The organism is Paludibacterium flexuosum (genome assembly GCF_037076605.1).
In the GTDB taxonomy this organism is placed as follows: Bacteria; Pseudomonadota; Gammaproteobacteria; order Burkholderiales; family Chromobacteriaceae; genus Paludibacterium.
The window spans coordinates 170,180-192,612 of sequence record NZ_AP029060.1; the positions used below are offsets into that span (position 1 = coordinate 170,180).

Below are 22,433 nucleotides of genomic sequence, written 5' to 3' on the forward strand. Positions count from 1 at the left end.
CGCAATTCGGTGAATTATTGCAGAAAATGCAACCTTCTGTTGCAACATCAGGGAGCTCGATCGGAGTAAGCTGACGCCATTGTTTCGGAGAGTGTGATGGTGACTTTGACCCTGCTGTGCGTGTTTGCCTATTTTGCCGGTCTGATTGACTCAGCCGTCGGCGGGGGAGGGCTGGTGCAGATTCCGGCGATCTTCACGCTGCTGCCGCGTGAGTTGCCGGTCACGCTGCTGGGCAGCAACAAGCTGGTTTCCGCGCTCGGCACGACCTTTGCCGCGCGCAGCTACCTGCGCCGCGTACGCCTGCCCTGGGCGGTGATTCTGCCCGCCGCCAGCGCGGCCTTCGTCATGGCCTTTGTGGGGGCCGCGGCGGTGTCGATGGTGCCGAAGAATCTGCTGCGCCCCATGGTGCTGGTGCTGATGTTGCTGATTGGCTGGTATACCCTGAAAAAGAAGGATTTCGGGGCGCTGCATGTGCCGCGCGAGATCGGCCAGCGCGAGAAGGCCATGGCGCTGCTGTTCGGTGCCGCCATCGGCTTCTATGATGGCCTGTTCGGGCCGGGGACCGGCAGCTTTCTGATTTTCCTCTTCATCCGCTATTACGGCTTCGACTTTATCCATGCCTCGGCCTCGGCCAAACTGGTCAATCTGGCCACCAATATTGCGGCGCTGGTATTTTTCATTCCGGCCGGCCATGTCCTGTACCGCTACGCCATTCCCATGGGCCTGTGCAATATCCTCGGGGCACTCAGTGGCAGCTGGCTGGCTATCCGTCAGGGTACGGTTTTTGTGCGTAAATTGTTCCTTTGCCTGACCGGGGGGCTGATTCTCAAGCTGGGTTACGATCTGCTGGCGTAGTCGCTGCCCATCCCTGCTGCGGCGGGCATTGCGCCAGGGCCTGGCTGACGCGGCACAGTGTCCGGATGAGTTCGGGAAGCTGGCGCTGGATGTCGGCATCCTGGCCGGCTTCGATGCTTTGCATCAGTTGCTGGACCGGCGCCATATAGGCGGGTGTACAGATCAGCCGCGTCAGACCCTGCAGGTGGTGCAGGGTCTGCGCCAGCTGCTCCCGCTGGCCGGCCTGATCCCGCCTCAGTCGTTGCAGATCGCTTTGCAGGCTTTGTCGTGCCGCCGCCAGAAATTGTTCGCCGAAACTGCGGTCGCCGCGGATCAGCTTGCCCAGTACCGACAGATTCAGTATTTCCCCTGGTTCGATCGGCTGCAGACCCTCCTGCAGATGGCGCAGCAGGTCCTCTGCCGCCACCGGCTTTTCCAGCCAGGCATCGAAGAGATGACCGGTGTGGCAGCGCTCGCTGCCGGTGGTCATGCCGAGGATGGTCTGGGTTGGCCCGCAACCGCGGCGGCGTTCCAGCTGCCGGATGACCCGGCAGACTGTCGGCCCGCTCAGGTCCGGCAGCTGTCGGTCGATCAGCAGTAAATGAAATGGCTGACGCAACCATTGCCGCAATGCCTCCATGCCCCTCGTGCAGGGGGTGACAGCGATCCCCCACTGCTGCAGGGTATGCATCAGCAGCACCCGGTTTGCCACCTCGTCCTCAACCAGCAATACCCGATAACCTGCCAGCCAGGCCCCTTCGGCGGGGGAGCGGACGGGGCCCGCCGTATTGTCCACGGGCACGGGCAGCGTCAGCCGGATCAGCGTGCCTCGCTCCGGCAGACTCTGCACACGCATTTCACCGCCCATCTGACGCAGTAATTGCCGGCTCAGGTGCAGGCCAAGGCCATGTCCGCCATGCCGTTGCCGTGCGGCGGCACCCGCTGCCTGGTAGGGCTGATCCAGTTCGGCACACAACTGTGCCGACATGCCGATTCCGCTATCTCGCACGCAGATCTGCAGCAGGCAGCCCTGGCTGCCATCGGGCTGGCTGCTGGCCTGGACCGAGATCGCGCCGTGCGCAGTATATTTCAGTGCATTGGACAGCAAGTTGTGCAGGATCTGCCGCAAGCGCTGTGCGTCCAGTATCACCCGCGGCACCGCCAGCTGCTTGCTGAATGTGAGGCGGAGCCCGCGGCTGGCGGCGATCGGTTGGTAAATCTGCTGCAGCTCGTCAAACAGCGCCTCCAGCTGGCAGGGGGCCGGACACAACGGCCAGGCAGGCTGCTGTGTCTTGCTTTGCGAGATCAGGTCATCCAGCAAGGCCAGCAGTGCGGTGCTGGCCTGCCAGGCCGTCTGGATCATGGCGGTCTTGTCGGCCGGATTGGCCAGCGCCAGCTCCAGCAGACGGCTGATGGCGGCCAGCGGCGTGCGGATTTCATGGCTGAGCAGCGCCTGCATGGCGGCACTTGCCGGTTCGCGCTCGGGTGGCGCTCCGGCCGCGGGTGCGGCAGACGGCGGGAGTGGGCCAGCGCGGCAGGTGAACACGATGACGGCGATCGGCATCAGCAGGGAGAGGAGCAAAAGCGGTAAAGGAAGCTCGCTCAAAGACGCCAGCCACATGAGCGGATCAAAGGCATCTTCAGCCCTGACTTCATGATGGTGGGGCATGGTCACTCCTGATTGTGTTGGTTGAATTGTTTAAAAAAGCGATTTATTTTAAATTATATGCTTAAAGGTCGTCGTGACAAGTCGGCGCGGTGGTGTCAGCGGTCGGGGACGGGGGATAAAAAAACCCGTACCGGGAGGTACGGGTTGTCTGCTCAGTCAGAAGGGGTTACAGCTTGGCGGCGACCCAGTCGGTGACGCCGGCCAGCGCCTGTGCCAGCGGGGCCGGGTTGGTGCCGCCGGCCTGGGCCATATCCGGACGGCCACCGCCCTTGCCGCCAACCTGCTGGGCGACACTGTTGACCAGTTCGCCGGCCTTGATGCGGCCGGTGAGATCGGCAGTGACTCCGGCGACCAGCGCCACTTTGCCGTCCTGTACCGCCGCCAGTACGATGGCGGCCGATTTCAGCTTGTCTTTCAGCTTGTCCAGGGTTTCGCGCAGTGCATTGCTGTCGGCGCCGGGCAACTCAGCCGCCAGTACCTTGATGCCCTTGATCTCGACAGCCTGATCCACCAGGGCTTCGCCGGCATTGGCCGCCAGCTTTTGCTTGAGCTGGGCCAGTTCCTTGTCCAGCGCACGCGCCTGCTCCTGCAGGGCGCTGACGCGCTGCAGGATCTCGTCGCTCTGCTGGGCTTTCAGGCGCTGGGCCAGTTCGCGCAGCAGGGCATCCTGTGCCTGTACCTGCTGCAGAGCGCCTTCGCCGGTGACGGCTTCGATGCGGCGAACGCCGGCTGCGACGCCACTTTCGCTGACAATCTTGAACAGGCCGATGTCACCGGTGCGGCTGACGTGGGTGCCGCCACACAGTTCGGTGGAAAAGTCGCCCATTTTCAGTACGCGCACTTCATCGCCATACTTCTCGCCAAACAGGGCAATGGCGCCGGCCCGGATGGCTTCGTCGTAGGACATGCTGCTCGCCGTCACCGGATAGTTGGCACTGATCACATGGTTGACCACACGCTCGATCTCAGCCATCTGGGCGGCTGTGACGGCCTCGCCATGGGCAAAGTCGAAACGGGTGCGATCATGGTTGACCAGCGAACCCTTCTGCGCCACATGGCTGCCCAGGACATGACGCAGCGCGGCATGCAGCAGGTGAGTGGCCGAGTGGTTGCGGGCCGTGGCCTGACGCTGATGCAGGTCGATGGTGGCAGCGACACTGTCGCCGACTTTCAGGCTACCCTTGGCCAGACGGCCCTTGTGACCGAATACGGCGGCCTGGATCTTCTGAGTGTCGACCACATCGAATAGCGCACCGACACCACCGGAAATGGAGATTTCGCCCTGATCGCCGGCCTGGCCACCGCCTTCGGCATAGAACGGGGTCTTGTCCAGCACCACAATGCCTTCGTCCCCGGCCTGCAGGCTGTCGACCTGTTCCTGGCCCTTGTACAGGGCCAGCACGGTGGCATCGACACTGGCTTTTTCATAGCCGTCGAAACGGGTGTCGGCGCCGTTGTATTCCACATTGCCGACCATCTTGAAGCTGGAGGCCGCGCGCGCGCGGGCGCGCTGCGCTTCCATCTCGCGCTCGAAGCCTTCGAGATCGGCCTCGATGCCCCGTTCGCGGCAAATGTCGGCCGTGAGGTCCACCGGGAAGCCGAAAGTGTCATACAGCTTGAACAGGGTGGCACCCGCCAGGCGCTGCTGACCGCTGGTCAGCGCGTCTTCCAGCAGGGCCATGCCGTTGTCCAGGGTTTCGGAGAAGCGCAGTTCTTCCTGCTTCAGCGCGTCTTCGATGTCGGACTGGCGTGCGGCCAGGTCCGGGTAGGCGTGCCCCATTTCCTGCACCAGGTCCTTGACCAGCTTGTGCAGGAACAGACCCTTCTGACCCAGTTTGTAACCATGGCGGATCGCCCGGCGGATAATACGGCGCAGGACATAGCCACGGCCATCGTTGGACGGCAGTACGCCATCGGCGATCAGGAAGGACACGGCGCGGATGTGGTCGGCAATCACCTTGAGCGACGGCACGTCCATGCTGAAGGGCACGCCGGTTTCGCGCGCGGCCGCCTTGATCAGTTGCTGGAACAGATCAATCTCGTAGTTGGCATGCACATGCTGCATCACGGCCGAAATGCGCTCCAGCCCCATGCCGGTGTCGACCGAGGGCTTGGGCAGCGGATGCATGGTGCCGCTTTCATCCCGGTTGAACTGCATGAAGACGCAGTTCCAGATTTCGATGAAGCGGTCGCCGTCTTCTTCCGGGCTTCCGGGTGGGCCACCCCAGATGTGGGCGCCGTGATCGTAGAAGATCTCGGTACACGGGCCACACGGACCGGTGTCACCCATTTGCCAGAAGTTGTCCGAGGCGTAGGGCGCGCCCTTGTTGTCGCCGATGCGTACGATCTTGCTTTCCGGTACGCCGATTTCCTTGGCCCAGATATCGAAGGCTTCGTCATCGCTGGCGTAGACGGTCACCATCAGCTTTTCCTTCGGGATGGCCAGCCATTGCGGACTGGTCAGGAATTCCCAGGCGAAGTGGATGGCATCGCGCTTGAAGTAATCGCCGAAGCTGAAATTGCCCAGCATTTCGAAGAAGGTATGGTGACGGGCGGTATAACCGACGTTTTCCAGGTCGTTATGCTTGCCGCCGGCACGAACGCACTTTTGCGAGGAGGTGGCGCGGTTGTAAGGGCGCTTGTCGAAGCCCAGGAACACATCCTTGAACTGGTTCATCCCGGCGTTGGTGAACAGCAGGGTCGGGTCATCCCCCGGAACCAGCGAGCTGGACGGAACGATCTGGTGTCCCTTGGAGGCAAAGAAGTCCAGGAATTTCTGGCGAATTTCAGCAGTTTTCATCGATTTAGTCTGAGTATGTTAGGCGATGGCTGGGGCGGCATGAGTCCGCCATACCTGCCCTGAATGCAATGGCCATAGTTTCGCAAGGCGAGCGCCTGCTGGCAAGCCGTGCGAAGGGTTATTCGCTGTCTTCGAGGCTTCCGGCGAGAATTTTGCGGATGATTTCCTGCGGAAAGCCACGCGAAGCCAGAAAACGCAGCTGACGTGCCTTTTCCTGCGGAGTGGCGGGGAGGGTGCCGAATTTGCGCTGCCAGACGGCGCGGGCAGTGGCCAGATCGTCCTGACCGGCCAGCGCCTGTTCGATCAGTTCGTTGCTCAGGCCTTTTTCACGCATGGCCTGACGCAGGCGCAGACTGCCATATTTGTCGGCCTTGCTGCGGGAAAACTGTTCGGCGAAGCGCTCGTCGGATTGCCAGGCGCGTTCTGCCAGACGCGACAGCACGTCTTCCAGCTCTTCTGCCGACTGGGCGTGCGGACGCAGACGGGTAACAAGCTCGCGGCGCGAGTATTCGCGCCGCGAGAGCAGATCGACGGCTCGCGCCATCAGACTCTTTTCCATGCCTTACAGCACGCTGTCTTCCAGCGTTTCCGGATCGCCACCATCTTCGCTCATGGCGATGGTGACCCCCACGGTTTCACGTACCTTGCGCTCGATGTCCTGGGCGATGGCCGGGTTTTCCTTGAGGAATTCGCGCACATTGTCCTTGCCCTGACCGATCTTCTGGCCGTTATGGCTGTACCAGGCACCCGATTTCTCGATGAAGCCGTGTTGCACGCCCATTTCGATGATTTCCCCTTCACGCGAGATGCCTTCGCCGTAAAGGATGTCGAATTCGGCCTGCTTGAACGGCGGCGAGACCTTGTTCTTGACGACCTTGACGCGGGTTTCGTTGCCGACCACTTCCTCGCCCTTCTTGATGCCGCCGATACGGCGGATGTCGAGACGGACCGAAGCATAGAACTTGAGCGCATTGCCGCCGGTGGTGGTTTCCGGGTTGCCGAACATCACACCGATCTTCATGCGGATCTGGTTGATGAAGATCACCAGCGTGTTGGTGCGCTTGATGTTGCCGGTCAGCTTGCGCAGCGCCTGGGACATCAGGCGGGCCTGCAGACCCACGTGCGAATCACCCATCTCGCCTTCGATTTCAGCCTTCGGCACCAGTGCGGCGACCGAGTCGACCACGATGACGTCGACGCCGCTGGAACGGACCAGCATGTCGCAGATTTCCAGCGCCTGCTCACCGGTGTCCGGCTGCGAGATCAGCAGATCTTCCACCTTGACGCCCAGCTTCTGGGCATAAACCGGGTCGAGGGCGTTTTCGGCATCGATATAGGCGCAGGTGCCACCCAGTTTCTGTGCCTCGGCGACCACCTGCAGGCACAGGGTGGTCTTGCCGGAGGATTCCGGACCGTAGATTTCGACCACACGGCCACGCGGCAGACCGCCCACGCCGAGTGCCAGATCCAGACCCAGCGAGCCGGTGGAAATCACCTGCAGGTTTTCGGTAATCTGGTTGTCGCTCATGCGCATGATCGAGCCCTTGCCGAACTGCTTCTCGATCTGGGCAAGGGCGGCCGCCAGGGCGCGGCTCTTGTCTTCGGTACGCTCTGCCATGCTATCTCCAATAAATGTATTTGCCGGTAAGGGGCGGATTATCGCACAAACCTCGGGGGTGACAAACGAAACCGGCCAGGCCTTGCCATTTTGCCGGACGTCACCACCTAAGTCTTCAACCGGCAAGCTTTTTTCCTGCAAACAAAGACTTTTGCCCGGTCATTGATGATAGTGTACGTAATCAAAATCGATTTGTCACTTGATATCGTACAAAATCATTTTGCCCCCCGTTCTGCAGACAGACTACTGTTGTCGCCTTGAGGGTTATGCCAGAATGCACAGCATGCTGAATCAACGTTCGGAACGCCTGCTCAAGACCCTGGTCGAGCTGTATATCGCCGATGGCCAGCCGGTCGGTTCGCGCACGCTGGCCATGGCCAGCGGGCTGGAGCTGTCTTCTGCCTCCATCCGCAACATGCTCGCAGACCTCGAGGGCATGGGGCTGGTTGCCGCGCCGCATACCTCGGCAGGTCGCATCCCGACTTCGCGGGGCTACCGGGTCTTCGTCGACCGCCTGCTGACCGTTTCCCCGCTGGAGACCGATGCCGTGCGCGAGCTGGAGTCGGGGCTGCAGCCGGACAGTCCGCAGCGGCTGGTGCATGCCGCTTCCTCGCTGCTCTCGGAACTGACGCATTTCGCCGGCGTGGTGGTCACGCCACAGCGACCCGACGTGGCGTTTCGCCAGGTGGAGTTCCTGCGCCTCTCCGAACGCCGCGTGCTGCTGATTCTGGTCACGCTGGATGGCGATGTGCAGAACCACCTGCTGCAGACTCAGCGTGATTACGCGCCCGGTGAGCTGGTCGAAGCCGGTAATTTCCTCAACCAGCATTATGCCGGTCTGGGGCTGAGCGGCATCGCCTTGCGGCTGGAGGGCGAGCTGCAGGGTCTGCAGCGCGACATCACCGAGCTGATGACGGCCGCCATCGACTTCGGCCGTCAAGCTGCCCGCACCCCGCAGGAGTCGGTGATGATCAGCGGAGGCAGCAATCTGTTGCATGTGCGGGATCTGTCCGAAGACATGAACCGCCTGCGCGAGCTGTTCGACGTCTTCGAACGCAAGACCGAACTGCTCGAATTGCTCAACCAGAGCCGCGAGGCCCAGGGGGTGAGTCTGTACATCGGCGACGAGTCCGGCCTGCTGACGCTGGATGAATGCAGTGTCGTGGCGGCTCCGTACCGTATTAACGGGCAGGTGGTCGGCACGCTGGGGGTCATCGGACCGACCCGCATGGCCTACGAGCGCGTGATTCCGATCGTCGACATTACCGCGCGCCTGGTGTCGAGTGCCCTGTCATTCGGCGAGTAGGCCCCTCGTCCAACCTAAGAGAATGGATGCCATGAAGAAAAGAATCCTGGCGGCGCTGCTGCTTGCCGCCCCATTGCTGGCCCGGGCCGATGCCGCCTTCCTCGCACGAGCCGACGTGCAGCGCTATATCGACGAGCAGGTTGCCGGCGGCCAGTTCTCCCGGCCGGAACTCGAAGCCGTGTTTGCCAATGTGGAACTCAAGCCGCGCATCATCGAGGTCATGGACCGGCCGGCAACCTCACGCCCCTGGTACCAGTTCCGCAGCAATTTCTACAACGAAAAACTGCTCAATGACGGCGTCGCTTTCTGGAAGGCCCACCCCGACGCGCTGGCCCGCGCCGAACAAACCTACGGTGTGGCGCCGGAGATGATCGTGGCCATTCTGGGCATCGAGACCCACTACGGTCGCAATACCGGCAGTTTCCGCGTGGTGGATGCGCTGTCGACCCTGGGCTTCAACTATCCGCGCCGTGCCGAGTATTTCCGTGGTGAGCTGACGCAGCTGCTGCAACTGGCGCATGAAGAACGCCTCGATCCGCTGACTTTCAAGGGCTCCTACGCCGGCGCCATGGGCTGGCCGCAGTTCATGCCGTCCAGCTTTCGCCAGTGGGCGGTCGATTTCGACCACAGCGGCCATCGCGATATCTGGAACAACCCCGACGATGCCATCGGCAGTGTGGCCAATTACTTCCAGCAGCATGGCTGGATCCATGGCGACGACATTCTGATTCCCGCCGATGTTACCCCGGGACCGCAGGTCGATGCCCTGGTGGCCGACAAGTTCAATCTGCACTACACCGTGGCTGAACTGGCGGGCATGGGCGTGAAGCCGGAAGTGCCGCTGGCGCCGGCGGTGAAGGCGGTGCTGGTGCCGCTCGAGGTCTCGCCTGGGGTGACCGAATACTGGCTGGGGCTGAACAACTTTTATGTGATTACCCGTTACAACAAGAGCACGCTGTATGCCAAGGTGGCCCAGGAAATCGCCCGGGAGATCAAATCGCGCTATGTGGCGGCAGTGTATGCCGACCAGCCGAGCTGATTTTTCCGGAAAACATTTCGCCATCCCGGACAATTGCCATTAGAATCCGCCTCCATGACCTATCAAGTTCTTGCCCGTAAGTGGCGTCCCAAGCGCTTTGCCGACCTGGTCGGCCAGGAGCACGTGGTTCGTGCGCTGTCCAATGCGCTGACCGATGCGCGGCTGCATCATGCCTATCTGCTGACCGGTACGCGCGGGGTAGGTAAAACCACGATTGCCCGCATTCTGGCCAAGAGCCTCAATTGTGAAGTCGGCGTCGGGGCCGAGCCCTGTGGCGAGTGTCCGGCATGCCGGCAGATTGACGCCGGTCGTTTTGTCGATCTGCTGGAAATCGACGCGGCTTCCAATACCGGCATCGACAACATCCGCGAAGTGCTGGAAAACGCCCAGTACGCGCCAAGCATCGGCCGCTTCAAGGTGTACATCATCGACGAAGTGCACATGCTGTCGAAGAGCGCCTTCAATGCCATGCTCAAAACGCTGGAAGAGCCGCCGGCACACGTCAAGTTCATTCTCGCCACCACCGATCCGCAGAAGGTGCCGGTCACCGTGCTGTCGCGCTGCCTGCAGTTCAATCTGCGCAATATGACGCCCCAGCAGGTCTCCGGCCATCTGGCGCACGTGCTGGCGCAGGAGGGCGTCAGCTATGAGGCCCCGGCGCTGGCTTTGCTTGGCCGCGCCGCCTCCGGCTCGATGCGCGATGCCCTGTCGCTGCTTGACCAGGCTATCGCCTACGGAGTGGGTGAAGTCCGGGAAGAGGGCGTCCGTGCCATGCTCGGCGCAGTCGACCGCCGCTACCTTTTCGTGCTGGCCGAGGCCCTGGCCGAGGGGGATGGTGCCAGACTGATGCAGGAAGCCGGCAAGCTGGCCGAGCGCAGCATCGGTTTTGATGGCGCCCTGGCCGAGATGGCCCTGCTGTGGCACCAGGTGGCGCTGATGCAGAGCGTGCCGGCCGCCATTGCCGAGGACGAACCGGAGCGAGAGGCGCTGACCCAGCTGGCTGCGCGCGTGGCGCCGGAAGATGTTCAGTTGTATTACCAGATTGCCCTGCACGGTCGTCGAGACCTGGCGCTGGCACCGGATGAACTGGCCGGTTTCTCCATGACCTTGCTGCGCATGCTGGCCTTCCATCCGCGCCATGCGGGCGAAGTCGCGACGTCTTCGGCGCCGGCCATCCCGCGCGCCCAGTCATCGTCCCATGCGCCGGCGGCACCGGCGGCCCATGCCGCGACAGCGGCGGCGAGTACGGCGACCCCGGCACGTGATCTGCTGGCGCAACTGTCCGGACGCAGCGCCCGTCCTGCCGCACGTGAGCAGGCGGCCGAACCGGCGGCGCCGGAAGAGCCCGAGCCTGCTGCGATACCGGCACCCGCACCCGTTGCGGCGGAACCGCCGACCGCGCCGGTGGCTGCGGTCGCCCGACCCGCCGAGCCTCCGCGGGAGACTGCTGCACCGGCCCCTGTGGTGGCCGCTGCCCCGGCGGTGCGCGAACCCGAGGCGCAGGACAGCCCGCCCTGGGATGACGACGATGACATCCAGCTGGCCACCCCCCGACCGGTCGATGACGACTGGGTGGCCGAGCCGCCGGCAGCGCCGTCCGTGCCGGCGGTGTTTGATGGCGACTGGATCAGCCTGATCGGCGAGCTGGGCCCGCGCATGGGCGCCGCGCGCATGCTGGCACAGAATGCCATGCTCAAGTCCTACGATGGTCAGCTGCTGGCACTGGCGGTGCCGGAAAGCTTTCGCCACCTCGCGGCGCGCGACTATCAGGAAAAACTCAAGAGTGTGCTGGCCGAGCGTTTCGGCAGTGCGCTGCAAGTGACCGTCTCGGTCGAGGATCTTGGCCTGGAAACCCCGGCCATGAAGGATGCCCGCGAACGCCAGACACAACTGGCGGCGGCGCGACAATCACTGGAAAACGATGCCGTGGTTCAGCAGTTCGTGCGCGATTTTGATGCCACACTGCTCACGGATACCATTCAACCCGTTCAGGAGTCGTAAGCAATGTTCGGAAAAGGCGGTATGGCCGGCTTGATGAAGCAGGCGCAGCAAATGCAGGAAAACATGAAAAAGGCGCAGGAAGAACTGGCGCGTATCGAAGTGGAAGGCCAGTCCGGTGCCGGCATGGTCAAGGTCGTCATGACCTGCGGCCACGATGTCAAGCGCGTTGCCATCGACGACAGCCTGCTCAGCGATGCGGCCGATGACAAGGAAATGCTGGAAGACCTGATCGCCGCGGCCATCAACGATGCCGTGCGCAAGGCCGAAGCGACCTCGCAGGAGAAAATGGCCGGCTTCACCAATGGCCTCAGCCTGCCCCCGGGCATGAAATTCCCGTTCTGATGAAAAACCCGCCTTCGCTCGATCAACTGATCGCAGCGTTGAAGGTACTGCCGGGCGTTGGGCCGAAATCGGCCCAACGCATGGCTTTCCACCTGCTGCAGCGCGAACAGGCCGGCGCGGAGAAACTGGCGCGGGCGCTGGATCGAGCCTTGAGCAGTCTGGTGCATTGCGAGCGCTGCAATACCTTCAGCGAAACCCCGCTGTGCAATCTGTGCGCCGACCCCGAGCGCAGCCAGAACCAGTTGTGCGTGGTGGAGATGCCGGCAGACCTGCTGATGCTGGAGCAGGCCCGTTGCTACGATGGCCTGTATTTCGTGCTGATGGGACGCATCTCGCCGCTGGAAGGTCTGGGACCGCGCGAGGCCAATCTCGACAAGCTCTTGCTGCGCGCCCAGGACGGCGTGGTCGAGGAGGTGATTCTGGCGACCAACTTCACCGCCGAAGGGGAGGTGACCGCCCACATGATCAGCGAACTGCTCAAGCAGCGCGGCCTCAAAGTGTCACGCATTGCGCGCGGCATGCCGGTGGGCGGCGAGCTTGAGCACGTCGATCCCGGCACCCTGGCACAAGCCCTGTACGAGCGCCGTACGACCTGACAGCCGTTCAGGCTGTCGGGCCTGTTTCATGGACGGCCACCACCTGTGCCGCCAGCCATCCGGCGAAGGCGGCAAAGCGTGGCCGTTTCTCTTCCCCTGCCGGACAAATCTGATCGTAGCCATAGCCTGACGGACAGGCCGGGAACGGCACGACCAGGCGTCCGTCGCGCAGTGCTTCCGCCTGCAGCGAACGTCGTCCCATCGCTACGCCCATGCCACTGACCGCCGCCTGCAAGGCCATCTCGGCATATGATTGAACACGGTCTGCCGTTGCTGTACTTCCAGCGTCTCTCCCTGATCGTGCCGCCAGTGTTGCCACGCCAGGGACGGGGACAAGCTGTCGATGAATTCGGTGCAATGAATAAAGCGCGCCCCGGCCAGTGCCTTGACCCCCTGTGCCAGCGCCAGCCGGGCAGCATCGTGCGGACTGCACACCGGCAGCAGCCACTCGTCGTACAGTCGCTGGCAATGAAGAAGCTGCCGCCCCCAGGGGCGGCAGCTGCAGGCCTCAGGGGCGGTTCAGTATGACCCTGAAGGACTGAGGCTCACTCCACGGGCTGCTGCCAGAATGATTGGCCGCCAGCAGTACCCAGATATAGTCGCCGCCGTTTCTGAGTGCCGCATCCGGCGTGACACTGCATGTCCCGCTGGCACAACCCAGCTGATCGGGGGAGAACTGGCCGGTATAGAGGGTGGGGCCGTTGTTTTCGCGCAGATTCAGATAATACCGGGTGGCGCCCGGAACCGGCTGCCAGCGGTAGGTTGGTTTGATCTCGCTGCTGTTGCCGGTGGGGGCCAGCAGGCCGGTCGGTTTGACCGGTACCGGCTCGCCCACGGTCACGGTCACCGTGGCGCTGTTGCCGCTGCCGGCCGCATTGCTGCCGATGACACTGTAGGTCGTGTCATTCTGCGGCGTGACGTCGCCACTGCTGTCAGTGTTGCTCAGGCCAGTATTGGCGCTCCATCGGTAGCTGCTGGCCGCAGGCTGGCAGGATGCGCTCAGATGACTGGGCGATCCACGGCCAACAAAGGCCGGGTCGGCACTCAGGCTGCAAATCGGTACGCCGGCCTTGTTGCCGGACTGGGTGAGGGTGAAAGACTGATCACCGATGGTCAGGTGCGCCGTACGGCTGTCGGTGCTGCGGTTGGCGCCGACCAGGTAACGTACCGTGCCATGACCGGCTCCACTGCTGCCGGCGGTGATCAGCAGCCAGCTGGCGTCGCTGCTGGCGCTCCAGGCGCAGGTCTTGCTGCTGTTGACGCTGACGCTGCTGGAGCCGCCCACGGCGCTCATGGTGCCGCTGTTGCGCGCCAGTTTGAACTGGCATGGCGAGTCGGGCGGGGTGACCGAGCCATCCGCCAGCACCATTTCCGTGCCGAACTGCACGTCGCTGGCCAGCTCGCTGTAGGCGATTTCAAAGAAACCGGCTGTTCCCCAGCTCTCCCCCCAGCTGTTCTTGACGATGAAGGCCTGATCGGCATCATTCCAGCCCACCAGCAACACAGCATGATCGCCTACCCAGTCGCCGCTGACATGCTGGTAGACCCCGCCTGCGTAATAGTAAAAATCATTGAAAACGCGGAACGTGACCACCAGCGGACCCGTCGCGTACAGCGCATTCTTCAGTACATCCACCGTGGCGGTGGCGTTCTGCACCACATACTGCCAACTGTTGATCTTGTAGCTCTGCGACTGCCAGCCCGGGCGCGCGGTACTGCAGCTGCCATTGTCGGCGGTATACGGATAGTAGGCCTCACTGGCGTTGCCGGGAGACTTGAGGAAATTAGAGGCCTGATCCGGCCAGCCCCCGCCGCAATCGCCCGCGCCACTGCACGACAGCACGATCTGTTCGGACAGGTCCAGATTCTTGTCCGGCGTATTGGCGCTGATCAGGGCCCGTGACTCCAGCGCCGCCGTCACGGCAAAGGCCCAGCAACTGCCGCAATTGCCCTGGTTCTTCACCGAGGTGACATAGCTGTGGCCATTCAGGTTGCGCCAGTCAAAGCTGGCGGGAAGGGCCGCCAGCCCCGGCTTGCGCTGCTGGTATTTGGGATTGATGAACGGTGTCTTGTTGCCGCCTGGCTTGAGGCCGGTCAGTCTTTTTTTGGCTTCCGGCGTCCAGTTGGCGACCGGCGTGGCACGAGCTTGCCATTGTGCGCCGCTCTGGCGAATCGCCAGCTGGATGCTGGCCAGCTCACGGGCAACTTGCTGCTCGCTCAGTCTGGCCGGTTCTTCGGGGGCGGCAGCCCAGCCCGGCAAGGCGATCAGCGATAGCGTCAGCAGCATGCACTGCAGCCCGCTGCGCAGGGAAAGAGTCTTCATGGTCGGGGTCCATTCTGTGAAGAGAGACAACGGGCTCACCTGTCATCGGCGGCATCGGGATGATGCGCCGCCGTAGGAGCCTGAGCTGAAGTGTCGGAAGTGGGGCAGGGCGCGGCAACGGATCAATCAACCAGTTGCCGGCGGCCCATTTGACTGCTGTAGTGGGGTGGGCAGCGATTTGCCCGTGTAGCCTTAGTCCTGGCCGCCGCCGGCTTTTCCTGTGGCGGCGGTGCGGAAGGCGGTGGCACGGCTCCACGGGCTGTAGCCACGGCCGTTGGCTGCCAGTACCTGCCACTGATAGTCGCTGCCGGCATTCAGTGAGTTGCTGGCCTTGTACAGGCAAATCCCGGTCGAGGTGGTGCAACCTGCTTCACTGGCCAACAGTGACGTCTGCCATACCATCCGTCCGCTGCTGTCACGTACATACAGGTAATAGCGATCGGCCATGGGCACAGCGCCCCAGCTGAACGTCGTTCGAATCGGCACACTGTCGCCGACCGGGCTGAGCAAGACCGTGGGCGCGGGGGGCGCCGGCGGGTGGACGGGGGCGGTCACTTCGCCGTCGGCCAGCGTCATCTGGGTGGCAAATTGCGAATCACCGCTGATTTCGCTATAGGCAATGCGGAAGAAGCCCGCCTCGCCCCAGCTGGTGTCCCAACTGTTCTTGACGATGAAGGCCTGGTCCGCATCGTTCCAGCCGACAATTACAATGGCGTGATTGCCGACATAATCACCCGCGACATGACGATAGACCCCCGAGCCGTAATAGAAAAAGTCGTTAAAGACCCGCATGGTGGTGACCAGCGGTCCGCTGTTGTAGAGCGCGTTCTTCAGCAGATCAACACTGGGGGTTTGGCCCTGGGTAACGAATTGCCAGCTTTTCAGCCGGTAGCTGGCGTCCTGCCAGCCACTTTGCGCCAGGCTGCATGCCCCGTTGGCGGCGCTGTAGGGGTAATAGCCCTCATCGGCGTTGCCCGTTCGGGTGAGAAAGCCGTTGGCCAGATGCGGCCAGCCGCCATCGCAACTGCCCGCCTGACTGCACGACAGTACGATCTGCTCGGACAGGTCGAGGTTTTTGCCCGGCGTGTTGGCCGAGATCAGCGCGCGCGACTCCAGCGCGGCGGTCACGGCAAAGGCCCAGCAACTGCCGCAGTTCCCCTGGTTCTTGACTGGCGTGACATAGCTGCGCCCGCCGACCGTACGCCAGTCGAACAGGCCGGGTAGCGTACCGGCGCTCGGCTGATAGCGTTTCGTTTCCACGCCGGCCATCACCGGCGGTGCACCCTGCGGGACGCCGGTCAGCCGTTTTTTTTGCTCCAGCGGCAGCTCGGAAACCGGCGATACCCGGGTGCTCCAGCCGGCATCGGTCTGCTGGATGGCCTGATTGATTTGTTGCTGGGTGGCGCTGATCGGCGGCTCGGCATGCGCCGCCGTGACGAACAGCAGCAGTGTCAGCGCTTTGCCGACACGAGAGATCGAGGTTTGCATGAGGACAGAACTCCCATCGTAGAACCGTTTGGCCACCATGGCGGGCACGGTCTGCGCGATCATGGTCTGGCCGCTGTCGGTCAACAACGGTACGGAGCACCAGTTGAGGCGGCGGGAAGTCTGTGCTGAAGTGGAGCGGGGCGGCGCGTGCCGGCAGGCACGCGCGCAAGGGAATCAGTGTGCGCCGAGATGAGGGAAGAGCCGGTACAGACCGTCGACCATGATTTCTACCGACAGGGCGGCCAGCAGCATGCCCATGACCCGGTTGACGATATTGATGCCGGTTTTGCCCAGGACGCGACTGATCGGGGTGGCCATGTTCAGGGCGCCGTAGCAGACCACCGCCACCATCAGGCCACTGACGATGATTTTGGCCACATCAATCCAGGTATGGGCGGTCGTGGCGTAAATGATGACCGTGGAGATCGCACCCGGACCCGACATCAGCGGAATGGCGAGCGGCACCACGGCAATATTCGCCTTGGATTCGGCTTCGCTGCGCTCTTCATCGGTGGTCTTGGTCGGTGTTTCCTGGGCGTTCATCATCGCCAGCGCAATCATCAGCACCAGCAGGCCACCGGCAACCTGGAAGGAGCCGATGCTGATGCCGAGGAAGCTCAGCAGGCCCTGGCCCACCAGCGAGAACAGGCAAACCACCGCGGCAATGGTGATCGAGGCCAGCTTGGCGATTTTCTTGCGCTCGGCCTGGCTGCTGTGCGGCGTCAGGCCGATGAAGATCGGCACCGCCGACAGCGGGTTGATCAGCACCAGCAGTGCCATGAAAATTTTGCTAACTTCGAGTTCCATGCCGTCTTTCTGTCAGAAATTTGGGCGGTCTAGGGTAAGAAAAGACTGCCGCGCAAGATGATACCTCAAATCAGCAGGTTTTCCAGCGTATTAAAGTAGACCTGCGTCAAAGGATTGATATCTTGTAGCGCAATTCGCTCGTTCAGCTTGTGGATCGTGGCGTTGACCGGTCCGAATTCGACCAGCTCTCGCGCAATGCGCTTGATGAAACGGCCGTCCGACGTACCGCCGGTGGTGGACAGCTCGGTCTCGATACCGCAGACCGTACGGATCGCGGCGCCCATCGCCTGCGTCAGTTTGCCCGGCTCGGTCAGGAAGGGGTTGCCGGACAGCGACCAGCTCAGATCGTAGTCGAGGCCGTGGCGGTCCAGAATGGCATGCACCTTGGCCTGCAGCGATTCGGCTGTGTTCTCTGTCGAGAAGCGGAAGTTGAAGCGCAGCTCGGCGGTGCCCGGAATGACGTTGCTGGCGCCCGTGCCTGACGTCAGGTTCGACACCTGCCAGGAGGTCGGCGGGAAATGCGCGTTGCCATGGTCCCACTCTGTCGCGACCAGTTCGGCCAGCGCCGGTGCCAGCAGGTGAATCGGATTGCGCGCCAGATGCGGATAGGCGATATGCCCCTGCTGCCCCTTGACCACCAGGGTGCCGGACAGCGAGCCACGACGGCCGTTCTTGATGGTATCGCCGAGACGGTCGACCGAGGTCGGTTCGCCGACGATGCAGTAATCAATGCTTTCACCGCGCGCTTGCAGCGCATCGACCACTCGCACCGTACCGTCCACCGCGTCGCCTTCCTCATCCGAGGTGATCAGCAGGGCGATCGAGCCCGGGTGGTCCGGATGCTGAGCCACGAATTGCTCGATGGCACAGACAAACGCCGCGAGCGAGGTCTTCATGTCGGCCGCCCCGCGGCCATACAAGTAACCATCACGGATGGTCGGCTCGAACGGCGGACTGTCCCAGCCATTCAGCGGTCCGCTGGGTACCACATCGGTGTGGCCGGCGAAGCAGACCAGCGGGCCGCTGCTGCCGCGCCGGGCCCAGAAATTGTCGACCTGACCGTGGCGCAGGCGTTCGATCTGGAAGCCGATTGCCTGCAGCCTGGTAATCATCATGTCCTGGCAACCGGCATCGTCGGGGGTGCCGGAGGGCAGTCGGATCAGGGCTTGTGCCAGAGAGAGGGTATCGTTCATCGGCCGAATGCTTCCTGATAGGCGGGTGCGTCAAAGCCCAGCAGGATGCCCCCCTGGTGCACGATCACCGGCCGCTTGATCAGCGAGGTGTGGGTTTCCATCAGCGTCAGTGCCCCGGCCAGCGTGTCGGCCGCGCTCTTCTCGCTTTCCGACAGTGCGCGCCAGGTGGTGCCTTTACGGTTGAGTACCCGGTCCAGGCCGCAGGCCGACACCCAGCGTGTCAGATGCTCGCTGTCGATACCCAGCTTCTTGAAATCATGGAAGGTGTAATCAATGCCCTGCGCTTCCAGCCACTGGCGGGCTTTCTTGACGCTGGCGCAATTGGGGATGCCGTAAACAATGGTCATGGCGCAAGGGGGTAGTGGCGATCAAAGTGATGATCTTATCATCGGCTGCGGCGAGAAACATGATTTTGGGCCCATGGGGTCGGGTTTTTGCAATATCCCGTCCGCATGGGCCCAGTGTTTTGTGCGAGAGCGACAAACAGCGATCAGGCTGCGACTTTGCCAACCTCCTGGTCACGCAGTGCGCGACGCAGAATCTTGCCGACGTTGGTCTTGGGCAGCTCGTCGCGGAACTCGATCTGGCGCGGAACCTTGTAGCCGGTCAGGTTGTGGCGGCAGTACTGCTTGATATCGTCCTCGGTCAGCTTCGGGTCCTTGCGTACCACGAAGATTTTCACCGCCTCGCCGGAGTGTTCGTCCGGCACCCCGATGCAGGCGACTTCCATCACGCCGGGCATGGCGGCGACCACATCCTCGATTTCGTTCGGATAGACATTGAAACCCGACACCAGAATCATGTCTTTCTTGCGGTCAACCAGCTTGACGTAGCCCTCGGGGGTCATCATCGCCATGTCGCCGGTGGCCAGGAAGCCTTCGCTGTCGATGACCTTGGCGGTCTCGTCCGGGCGATTCCAGTAGCCCTTCATCACCTGCGGTCCGCGGATGCACAGCTCGCCGGATTCTCCCATCGGCACCTCGCGTCCTTCACTGTCCCGGATCTGGATCTCGGTCGAGGGAATCGGCAAACCGATGGTGCCGTTATAGGCCGGCATGTCCAGCGGGTTGATGCAGGCCGCCGGCGAGGTCTCTGTCAGACCGTAGGCTTCGGCCAGCGTCACGCCGGTGACGGCCTTCCATTTGTCGGCGACTGCCTTCTGCACCGCCATGCCGCCCCCGAGCGCCAGCCGCCAGGTCGAGAAATCGACCGTGGCAAAATCCGGATGGTTCAGCAGGGCATTGAACAGGGTGTTGACCCCGGTCATCGCGGTGACCTTGTACTTCTTGATCTCTTTGATGAACCCCGGGATATCACGCGGATTGGTGATCAGGACATTCAGTGCGCCAACCTCGGTGAAGATCATCAAGTTCGCGGTCAGCGAGAAGATATGGTAGAGCGGCAGGGCAGTGATGATGATTTCCTCGCCCTCGCGAATGACCGGCTTCACCCATTCACCGGCCTGCAGCATATTGGCCACGATGTTCCGGTGCAGCAGCATGGCACCCTTGGCGACGCCGGTCGTGCCGCCGGTGTACTGCAGGAAGGCGATGTCCTCGTGGCCGATCTCGACGGGGGTCAGCGGCTGGCGGCGACCTTGCGCCAGTGCATCATTAAAACGGATGTGGCCGCGGATCTGCCAGGCCGGCACCATCTTCTTGATCTTGCGTACCACGAAATTGACCAGTTGCGCCTTGGGGAAGCCCAGCAGGTCGCCAATGGCTGTCACGATGACGTGCTTGACCTTGGTGCGCGGCAGGACTTCTTCCAGCACATTGGCGAAGTTTTCCAGAATCACGATGGTGTCGACGCCGGCATCATTCAACTGATGCTCCAGCTCGCGCGGGGTATAGAGCGGATTGACATTGACCACGGTCAGACCGGCGCGCAGCGCGCCGAAGACACAGATCGGGTATTGCAGCAGGTTGGGCATCATGACCGCAACGCGGGCGCCCTTGGTCAGTTTGAGCTGATGTTGCAGGTAGGAGGCGAAGTGAGCGCTCAAGGCATCCAGCTCGGCATAGCTGAGGATCTTGTCCATATTCGCCATGGCGGGACGATCGCTGAACTTCTTCACGCTGCGTTCAAACACTTCGACGATCGATTTGAACTCATTGATGTCGATGTCGTGGGCGACCCCCGCCTGGTAGTTTTTCAACCAGATCTTATCCATCGTAAGGCTTCTCCGTCGTGCTGCGAGCGCGCACGGGCATGCCGCTGCGTGTGGCTGCTGGCGTCGTCTCGGCGTTGTTTGCGTATTATGGTTATGGCTATGTTTATGACATTCGCGCTGCTAATTTACATAAGGGATTATCTTGCGTCAAAATTGATGAATATGGGGTAGTCGGAAGTAATAGCGACTCGGTTTCCTTTTTGGCCGAAATGCGTTACAATCCCGGCGATTATGGATGGGCGATTCGCCCATTTTTTATTTGTGGGAAAAGCAATGGATGTGCGTTTGCTGCTGGAAAATACGTTGCCGGGCATGGGCTACGAACTGGTTGATCTCGAGCTGGCACCGGGTGGTGGCATGCGGGTATTTATCGACAAGCCCGGTGGCATCACCGTTGAAGACTGCGTGACGGTCAGCAATCACCTGACCCGCCTGTTCATGGTGGAAGAGGTGGATTACGACCGGCTGGAGGTTTCTTCGCCGGGGCTGGATCGCCCCCTGAAGAAGGAAGCCGATTTCGTGCGCTTCACCGGGCAGCTTGCCAAGATCAAGCTGCGCATGCCGATCGAGCAGCAAAAGAAATTTCTCGGCCGACTGTCCGGCTTCGAGGACGGTGTCCTCAAGCTGGAGGTAGAAGGCCGCATCGTGGAAATTCCGTTCGCCAACATCGACAAGGCCAGGCTGGAGCCTGAGTTCTAAAGATCTGGACGGCACTGGGCCACGAACAAGACAAGAATTCCGGAGGATTGCATGAGTCGCGAGATTTTGTTGCTGGTAGATGCGCTGGCGAGCGAAAAGAACGTTAGCAAGGACGTGGTGTTTTCTGCGCTGGAATCGGCGCTGGCTTCGGCCACCAAGAAAAAGTTTGCCGATGACGAGATTGATGTGCGCGTCGAAATCGATCGCCATACCGGCCAGCATCAATCCTTCCGCCGCTGGACGGTGGTTGAGGACGAGCTGCTGGAATTCGACAGCCGCGAACTGTCGCTGACGGATGCCCAGGCGCGTGACCCGAAGCTGGAAGTCGGTGCCGTGATCGAAGAACCGATGGAAGCCGTCGAGTTCGGCCGTATCGGTGCCCAGACCGCCAAGCAGGTCATCCTGCAAAAAATCCGCGATGCCGAACGCGAGCAACTGCTCAATGACTTCCTGCAACGCCGCGAGCACCTGGTGACCGGTACCGTCAAGCGTATCGAACGTGGCAACGCCATCATCGAGTGCGGCAAGCTGGAAGCCGTGCTGCCGCGCGAGCAGATGATCCCCAAGGAAAACCTGCGTGTCGGTGACCGCGTCAAGGCCTTCCTGCTGCGTATCGACCGTCTGGGTCGCGGCCCGCAGCTGGTGCTGTCGCGTACCGCCCGCGAATTCCTGGTCAAGCTGTTCGAGCTGGAAGTGCCGGAAATCGAAGAAGGCCTGCTGGAAATCAAGGAAGCCGCCCGCGACCCGGGCATGCGCGCCAAGATCGCCGTCAAGGCCAACGACCCGCGGATCGACCCGCAGGGTACCTGCATCGGCATGCGCGGTTCGCGCGTGCAGTCGGTGACGCAGGAACTGGCTGGCGAGCGTGTTGACATCGTGCTGTGGGCCCCTGAGCCGGCACAGTTTGTCATCAATGCCCTGTCGCCTGCCGAAGTGAACCGTATTCTGATCGACGAAGACAATCACGCCATGGATGTGGTGGTCGAGGAAGATCAACTGGCGCTCGCCATTGGCCGCAGTGGCCAGAACGTGCGCCTGGCAGCCGAACTGACCGGCTGGTATCTGAATATCATGACCGTGGCCGAAGCCGAAGAGAAGCATCTGGAGGAGGATGCTGCATTGCGAGAACTCTTCGTCAAGAATCTGGGTGTCGATGACGACACCGCCGCAGTCCTGGTGCAGGAAGGGTTTGCCACCCTGGAAGAAGTGGCCTATGTGCCAATCGCCGAAATGCTGGAGATCGAAGGCTTTGACGAAACGCTCGTCAACGATCTCAGAAGCCGTGCCCGTGATGCCCTGCTCAATCAGGCCATCGCCTCGGAAGAGAAGGCCGAATCCGGTCTGGCAGGCTTGCAGGATTTCGAAGGGCTGAGCGCAGAGCATCTGCAGAAGCTGGCCGATAATGGCGTGAACACCCGCGACGATCTCGCTGACCTTGCCGTGGATGATCTCGTAGACATGACTGGCATGGAGGCTGAAACCGCACGCGCAATCATCATGAAGGCGCGCGAGCACTGGTTTGAATGAGTGCCGGGTTTCAGTTAG

General features: G+C 62.0%; 20 protein-coding genes. 9 read left to right on the plus strand and 11 right to left on the minus strand.

Going from position 1 to position 22,433, the window contains the following annotated elements; genetic code table 11:
- Positions 1 to 96: 96 nt before the first annotated feature.
- Complete coding sequence (locus AACH39_RS00755) at positions 97 to 855, plus strand: TSUP family transporter (RefSeq protein ID WP_215776748.1); 759 nt, start codon at positions 97 to 99, stop codon at positions 853 to 855.
- Here AACH39_RS00755 and AACH39_RS00760 read toward each other — a convergent pair.
- The 4 genes from AACH39_RS00760 to recA all read right to left on the minus strand — a co-directional run bounded on the left by AACH39_RS00760 (position 827) and on the right by recA (position 6,921).
- Complete coding sequence (locus tag AACH39_RS00760) at positions 827 to 2,503, minus strand: ATP-binding protein (RefSeq protein ID WP_338620692.1); 1,677 nt, start codon at positions 2,501 to 2,503, stop codon at positions 827 to 829. The genes AACH39_RS00755 and AACH39_RS00760 overlap by 29 nt on opposite strands.
- Before the next feature lie 166 nt (positions 2,504 to 2,669).
- Complete coding sequence (gene alaS, locus AACH39_RS00765; RefSeq protein ID WP_215776743.1) at positions 2,670 to 5,303, minus strand: alanine--tRNA ligase; 2,634 nt, start codon at positions 5,301 to 5,303, stop codon at positions 2,670 to 2,672.
- Positions 5,304 to 5,421: 118 nt separating this feature from the next.
- Entirely contained in the window at positions 5,422 to 5,862 is a 441-nt protein-coding gene (recX, locus tag AACH39_RS00770; protein WP_215776739.1) for a recombination regulator RecX, read from the minus strand.
- A gap of 3 nt (positions 5,863 to 5,865) precedes the next feature.
- Positions 5,866 to 6,921 carry a recombinase RecA gene (gene recA, locus AACH39_RS00775; RefSeq protein ID WP_215776737.1) on the minus strand — a complete coding sequence of 352 codons (1,056 nt, stop codon included), beginning with the start codon at positions 6,919 to 6,921 and terminating at the stop codon, positions 5,866 to 5,868.
- Positions 6,922 to 7,204: 283 nt separating this feature from the next.
- Between recA and hrcA the strand changes: the two genes are divergently transcribed.
- The 5 genes from hrcA to recR are packed head-to-tail and all read left to right on the plus strand — an operon-like array spanning position 7,205 to position 12,205.
- Positions 7,205 to 8,227, plus strand: a complete 1,023-nt coding sequence (gene hrcA, locus AACH39_RS00780) for a heat-inducible transcriptional repressor HrcA (protein ID WP_215776735.1) — start codon at positions 7,205 to 7,207, stop codon at positions 8,225 to 8,227.
- A 31-nt stretch (positions 8,228 to 8,258) separates the two neighbouring features.
- A complete protein-coding gene (gene mltB, locus AACH39_RS00785; RefSeq protein ID WP_215776732.1) occupies positions 8,259 to 9,266 on the plus strand; it encodes a lytic murein transglycosylase B in 1,008 nt (335 codons plus the stop codon).
- Positions 9,267 to 9,320: 54 nt separating this feature from the next.
- Positions 9,321 to 11,267, plus strand: a complete 1,947-nt coding sequence (gene dnaX, locus AACH39_RS00790) for a DNA polymerase III subunit gamma/tau (protein ID WP_338620693.1) — start codon at positions 9,321 to 9,323, stop codon at positions 11,265 to 11,267.
- A gap of 3 nt (positions 11,268 to 11,270) precedes the next feature.
- On the plus strand, positions 11,271 to 11,609 hold the full coding sequence (locus tag AACH39_RS00795) for a YbaB/EbfC family nucleoid-associated protein (RefSeq protein WP_215776728.1): 339 nt from the start codon (positions 11,271 to 11,273) through the stop codon (positions 11,607 to 11,609).
- Positions 11,609 to 12,205, plus strand: a complete 597-nt coding sequence (recR, locus tag AACH39_RS00800) for a recombination mediator RecR (protein WP_215776725.1) — start codon at positions 11,609 to 11,611, stop codon at positions 12,203 to 12,205. The genes AACH39_RS00795 and recR overlap by 1 nt, the downstream gene beginning before the upstream one ends.
- 7 nt (positions 12,206 to 12,212) lie before the next feature.
- Here recR and AACH39_RS00805 read toward each other — a convergent pair whose 3' ends face one another.
- The 7 genes from AACH39_RS00805 to AACH39_RS00835 all read right to left on the minus strand — a co-directional run bounded on the left by AACH39_RS00805 (position 12,213) and on the right by AACH39_RS00835 (position 20,189).
- The gene (locus AACH39_RS00805) at positions 12,213 to 12,653 is read right to left on the minus strand and encodes a LysR substrate-binding domain-containing protein (RefSeq protein ID WP_338620694.1); all 441 of its coding nucleotides are present in this window, start codon (positions 12,651 to 12,653) and stop codon (positions 12,213 to 12,215) included.
- A 60-nt stretch (positions 12,654 to 12,713) separates the two neighbouring features.
- Positions 12,714 to 14,528: a C1 family peptidase gene (locus AACH39_RS00810; protein WP_338620695.1), complete on the minus strand. Its 1,815-nt coding sequence runs from the start codon at positions 14,526 to 14,528 to the stop codon at positions 12,714 to 12,716.
- Positions 14,529 to 14,720: 192 nt separating this feature from the next.
- Positions 14,721 to 16,016, minus strand: coding sequence for a C1 family peptidase (locus AACH39_RS00815; protein WP_338620696.1), 1,296 nt, complete (start codon positions 16,014 to 16,016; stop codon positions 14,721 to 14,723).
- 174 nt (positions 16,017 to 16,190) lie between these two features.
- The gene (locus AACH39_RS00820) at positions 16,191 to 16,823 is read right to left on the minus strand and encodes a MarC family protein (protein WP_215776716.1); all 633 of its coding nucleotides are present in this window, start codon (positions 16,821 to 16,823) and stop codon (positions 16,191 to 16,193) included.
- A gap of 65 nt (positions 16,824 to 16,888) precedes the next feature.
- On the minus strand, positions 16,889 to 18,016 hold the full coding sequence (dapE, locus tag AACH39_RS00825; protein ID WP_215776714.1) for a succinyl-diaminopimelate desuccinylase: 1,128 nt from the start codon (positions 18,014 to 18,016) through the stop codon (positions 16,889 to 16,891).
- Complete coding sequence (locus AACH39_RS00830) at positions 18,013 to 18,363, minus strand: arsenate reductase (RefSeq protein ID WP_215776712.1); 351 nt, start codon at positions 18,361 to 18,363, stop codon at positions 18,013 to 18,015. Before AACH39_RS00830 ends, dapE begins: the two co-directional genes overlap by 4 nt.
- 143 nt (positions 18,364 to 18,506) lie before the next feature.
- Positions 18,507 to 20,189, minus strand: coding sequence for a long-chain-fatty-acid--CoA ligase (locus AACH39_RS00835; protein WP_215776710.1), 1,683 nt, complete (start codon positions 20,187 to 20,189; stop codon positions 18,507 to 18,509).
- Positions 20,190 to 20,227: 38 nt separating this feature from the next.
- On the opposite strand from AACH39_RS00835, the gene AACH39_RS00840 reads away from it, so the two are divergent.
- From AACH39_RS00840 to nusA, 3 genes are read left to right on the plus strand one after another with little or no spacing between them, the layout of a single operon-like run.
- Positions 20,228 to 20,521 carry a hypothetical protein gene (locus AACH39_RS00840; RefSeq protein WP_215776708.1) on the plus strand — a complete coding sequence of 98 codons (294 nt, stop codon included), beginning with the start codon at positions 20,228 to 20,230 and terminating at the stop codon, positions 20,519 to 20,521.
- Positions 20,463 to 20,888 carry a ribosome maturation factor RimP gene (gene rimP, locus AACH39_RS00845; protein WP_215776705.1) on the plus strand — a complete coding sequence of 142 codons (426 nt, stop codon included), beginning with the start codon at positions 20,463 to 20,465 and terminating at the stop codon, positions 20,886 to 20,888. The genes AACH39_RS00840 and rimP overlap by 59 nt, the downstream gene beginning before the upstream one ends.
- A gap of 51 nt (positions 20,889 to 20,939) precedes the next feature.
- Positions 20,940 to 22,415: a transcription termination factor NusA gene (nusA, locus tag AACH39_RS00850; protein ID WP_215776703.1), complete on the plus strand. Its 1,476-nt coding sequence runs from the start codon at positions 20,940 to 20,942 to the stop codon at positions 22,413 to 22,415.
- Positions 22,416 to 22,433: the final 18 nt, after the last annotated feature.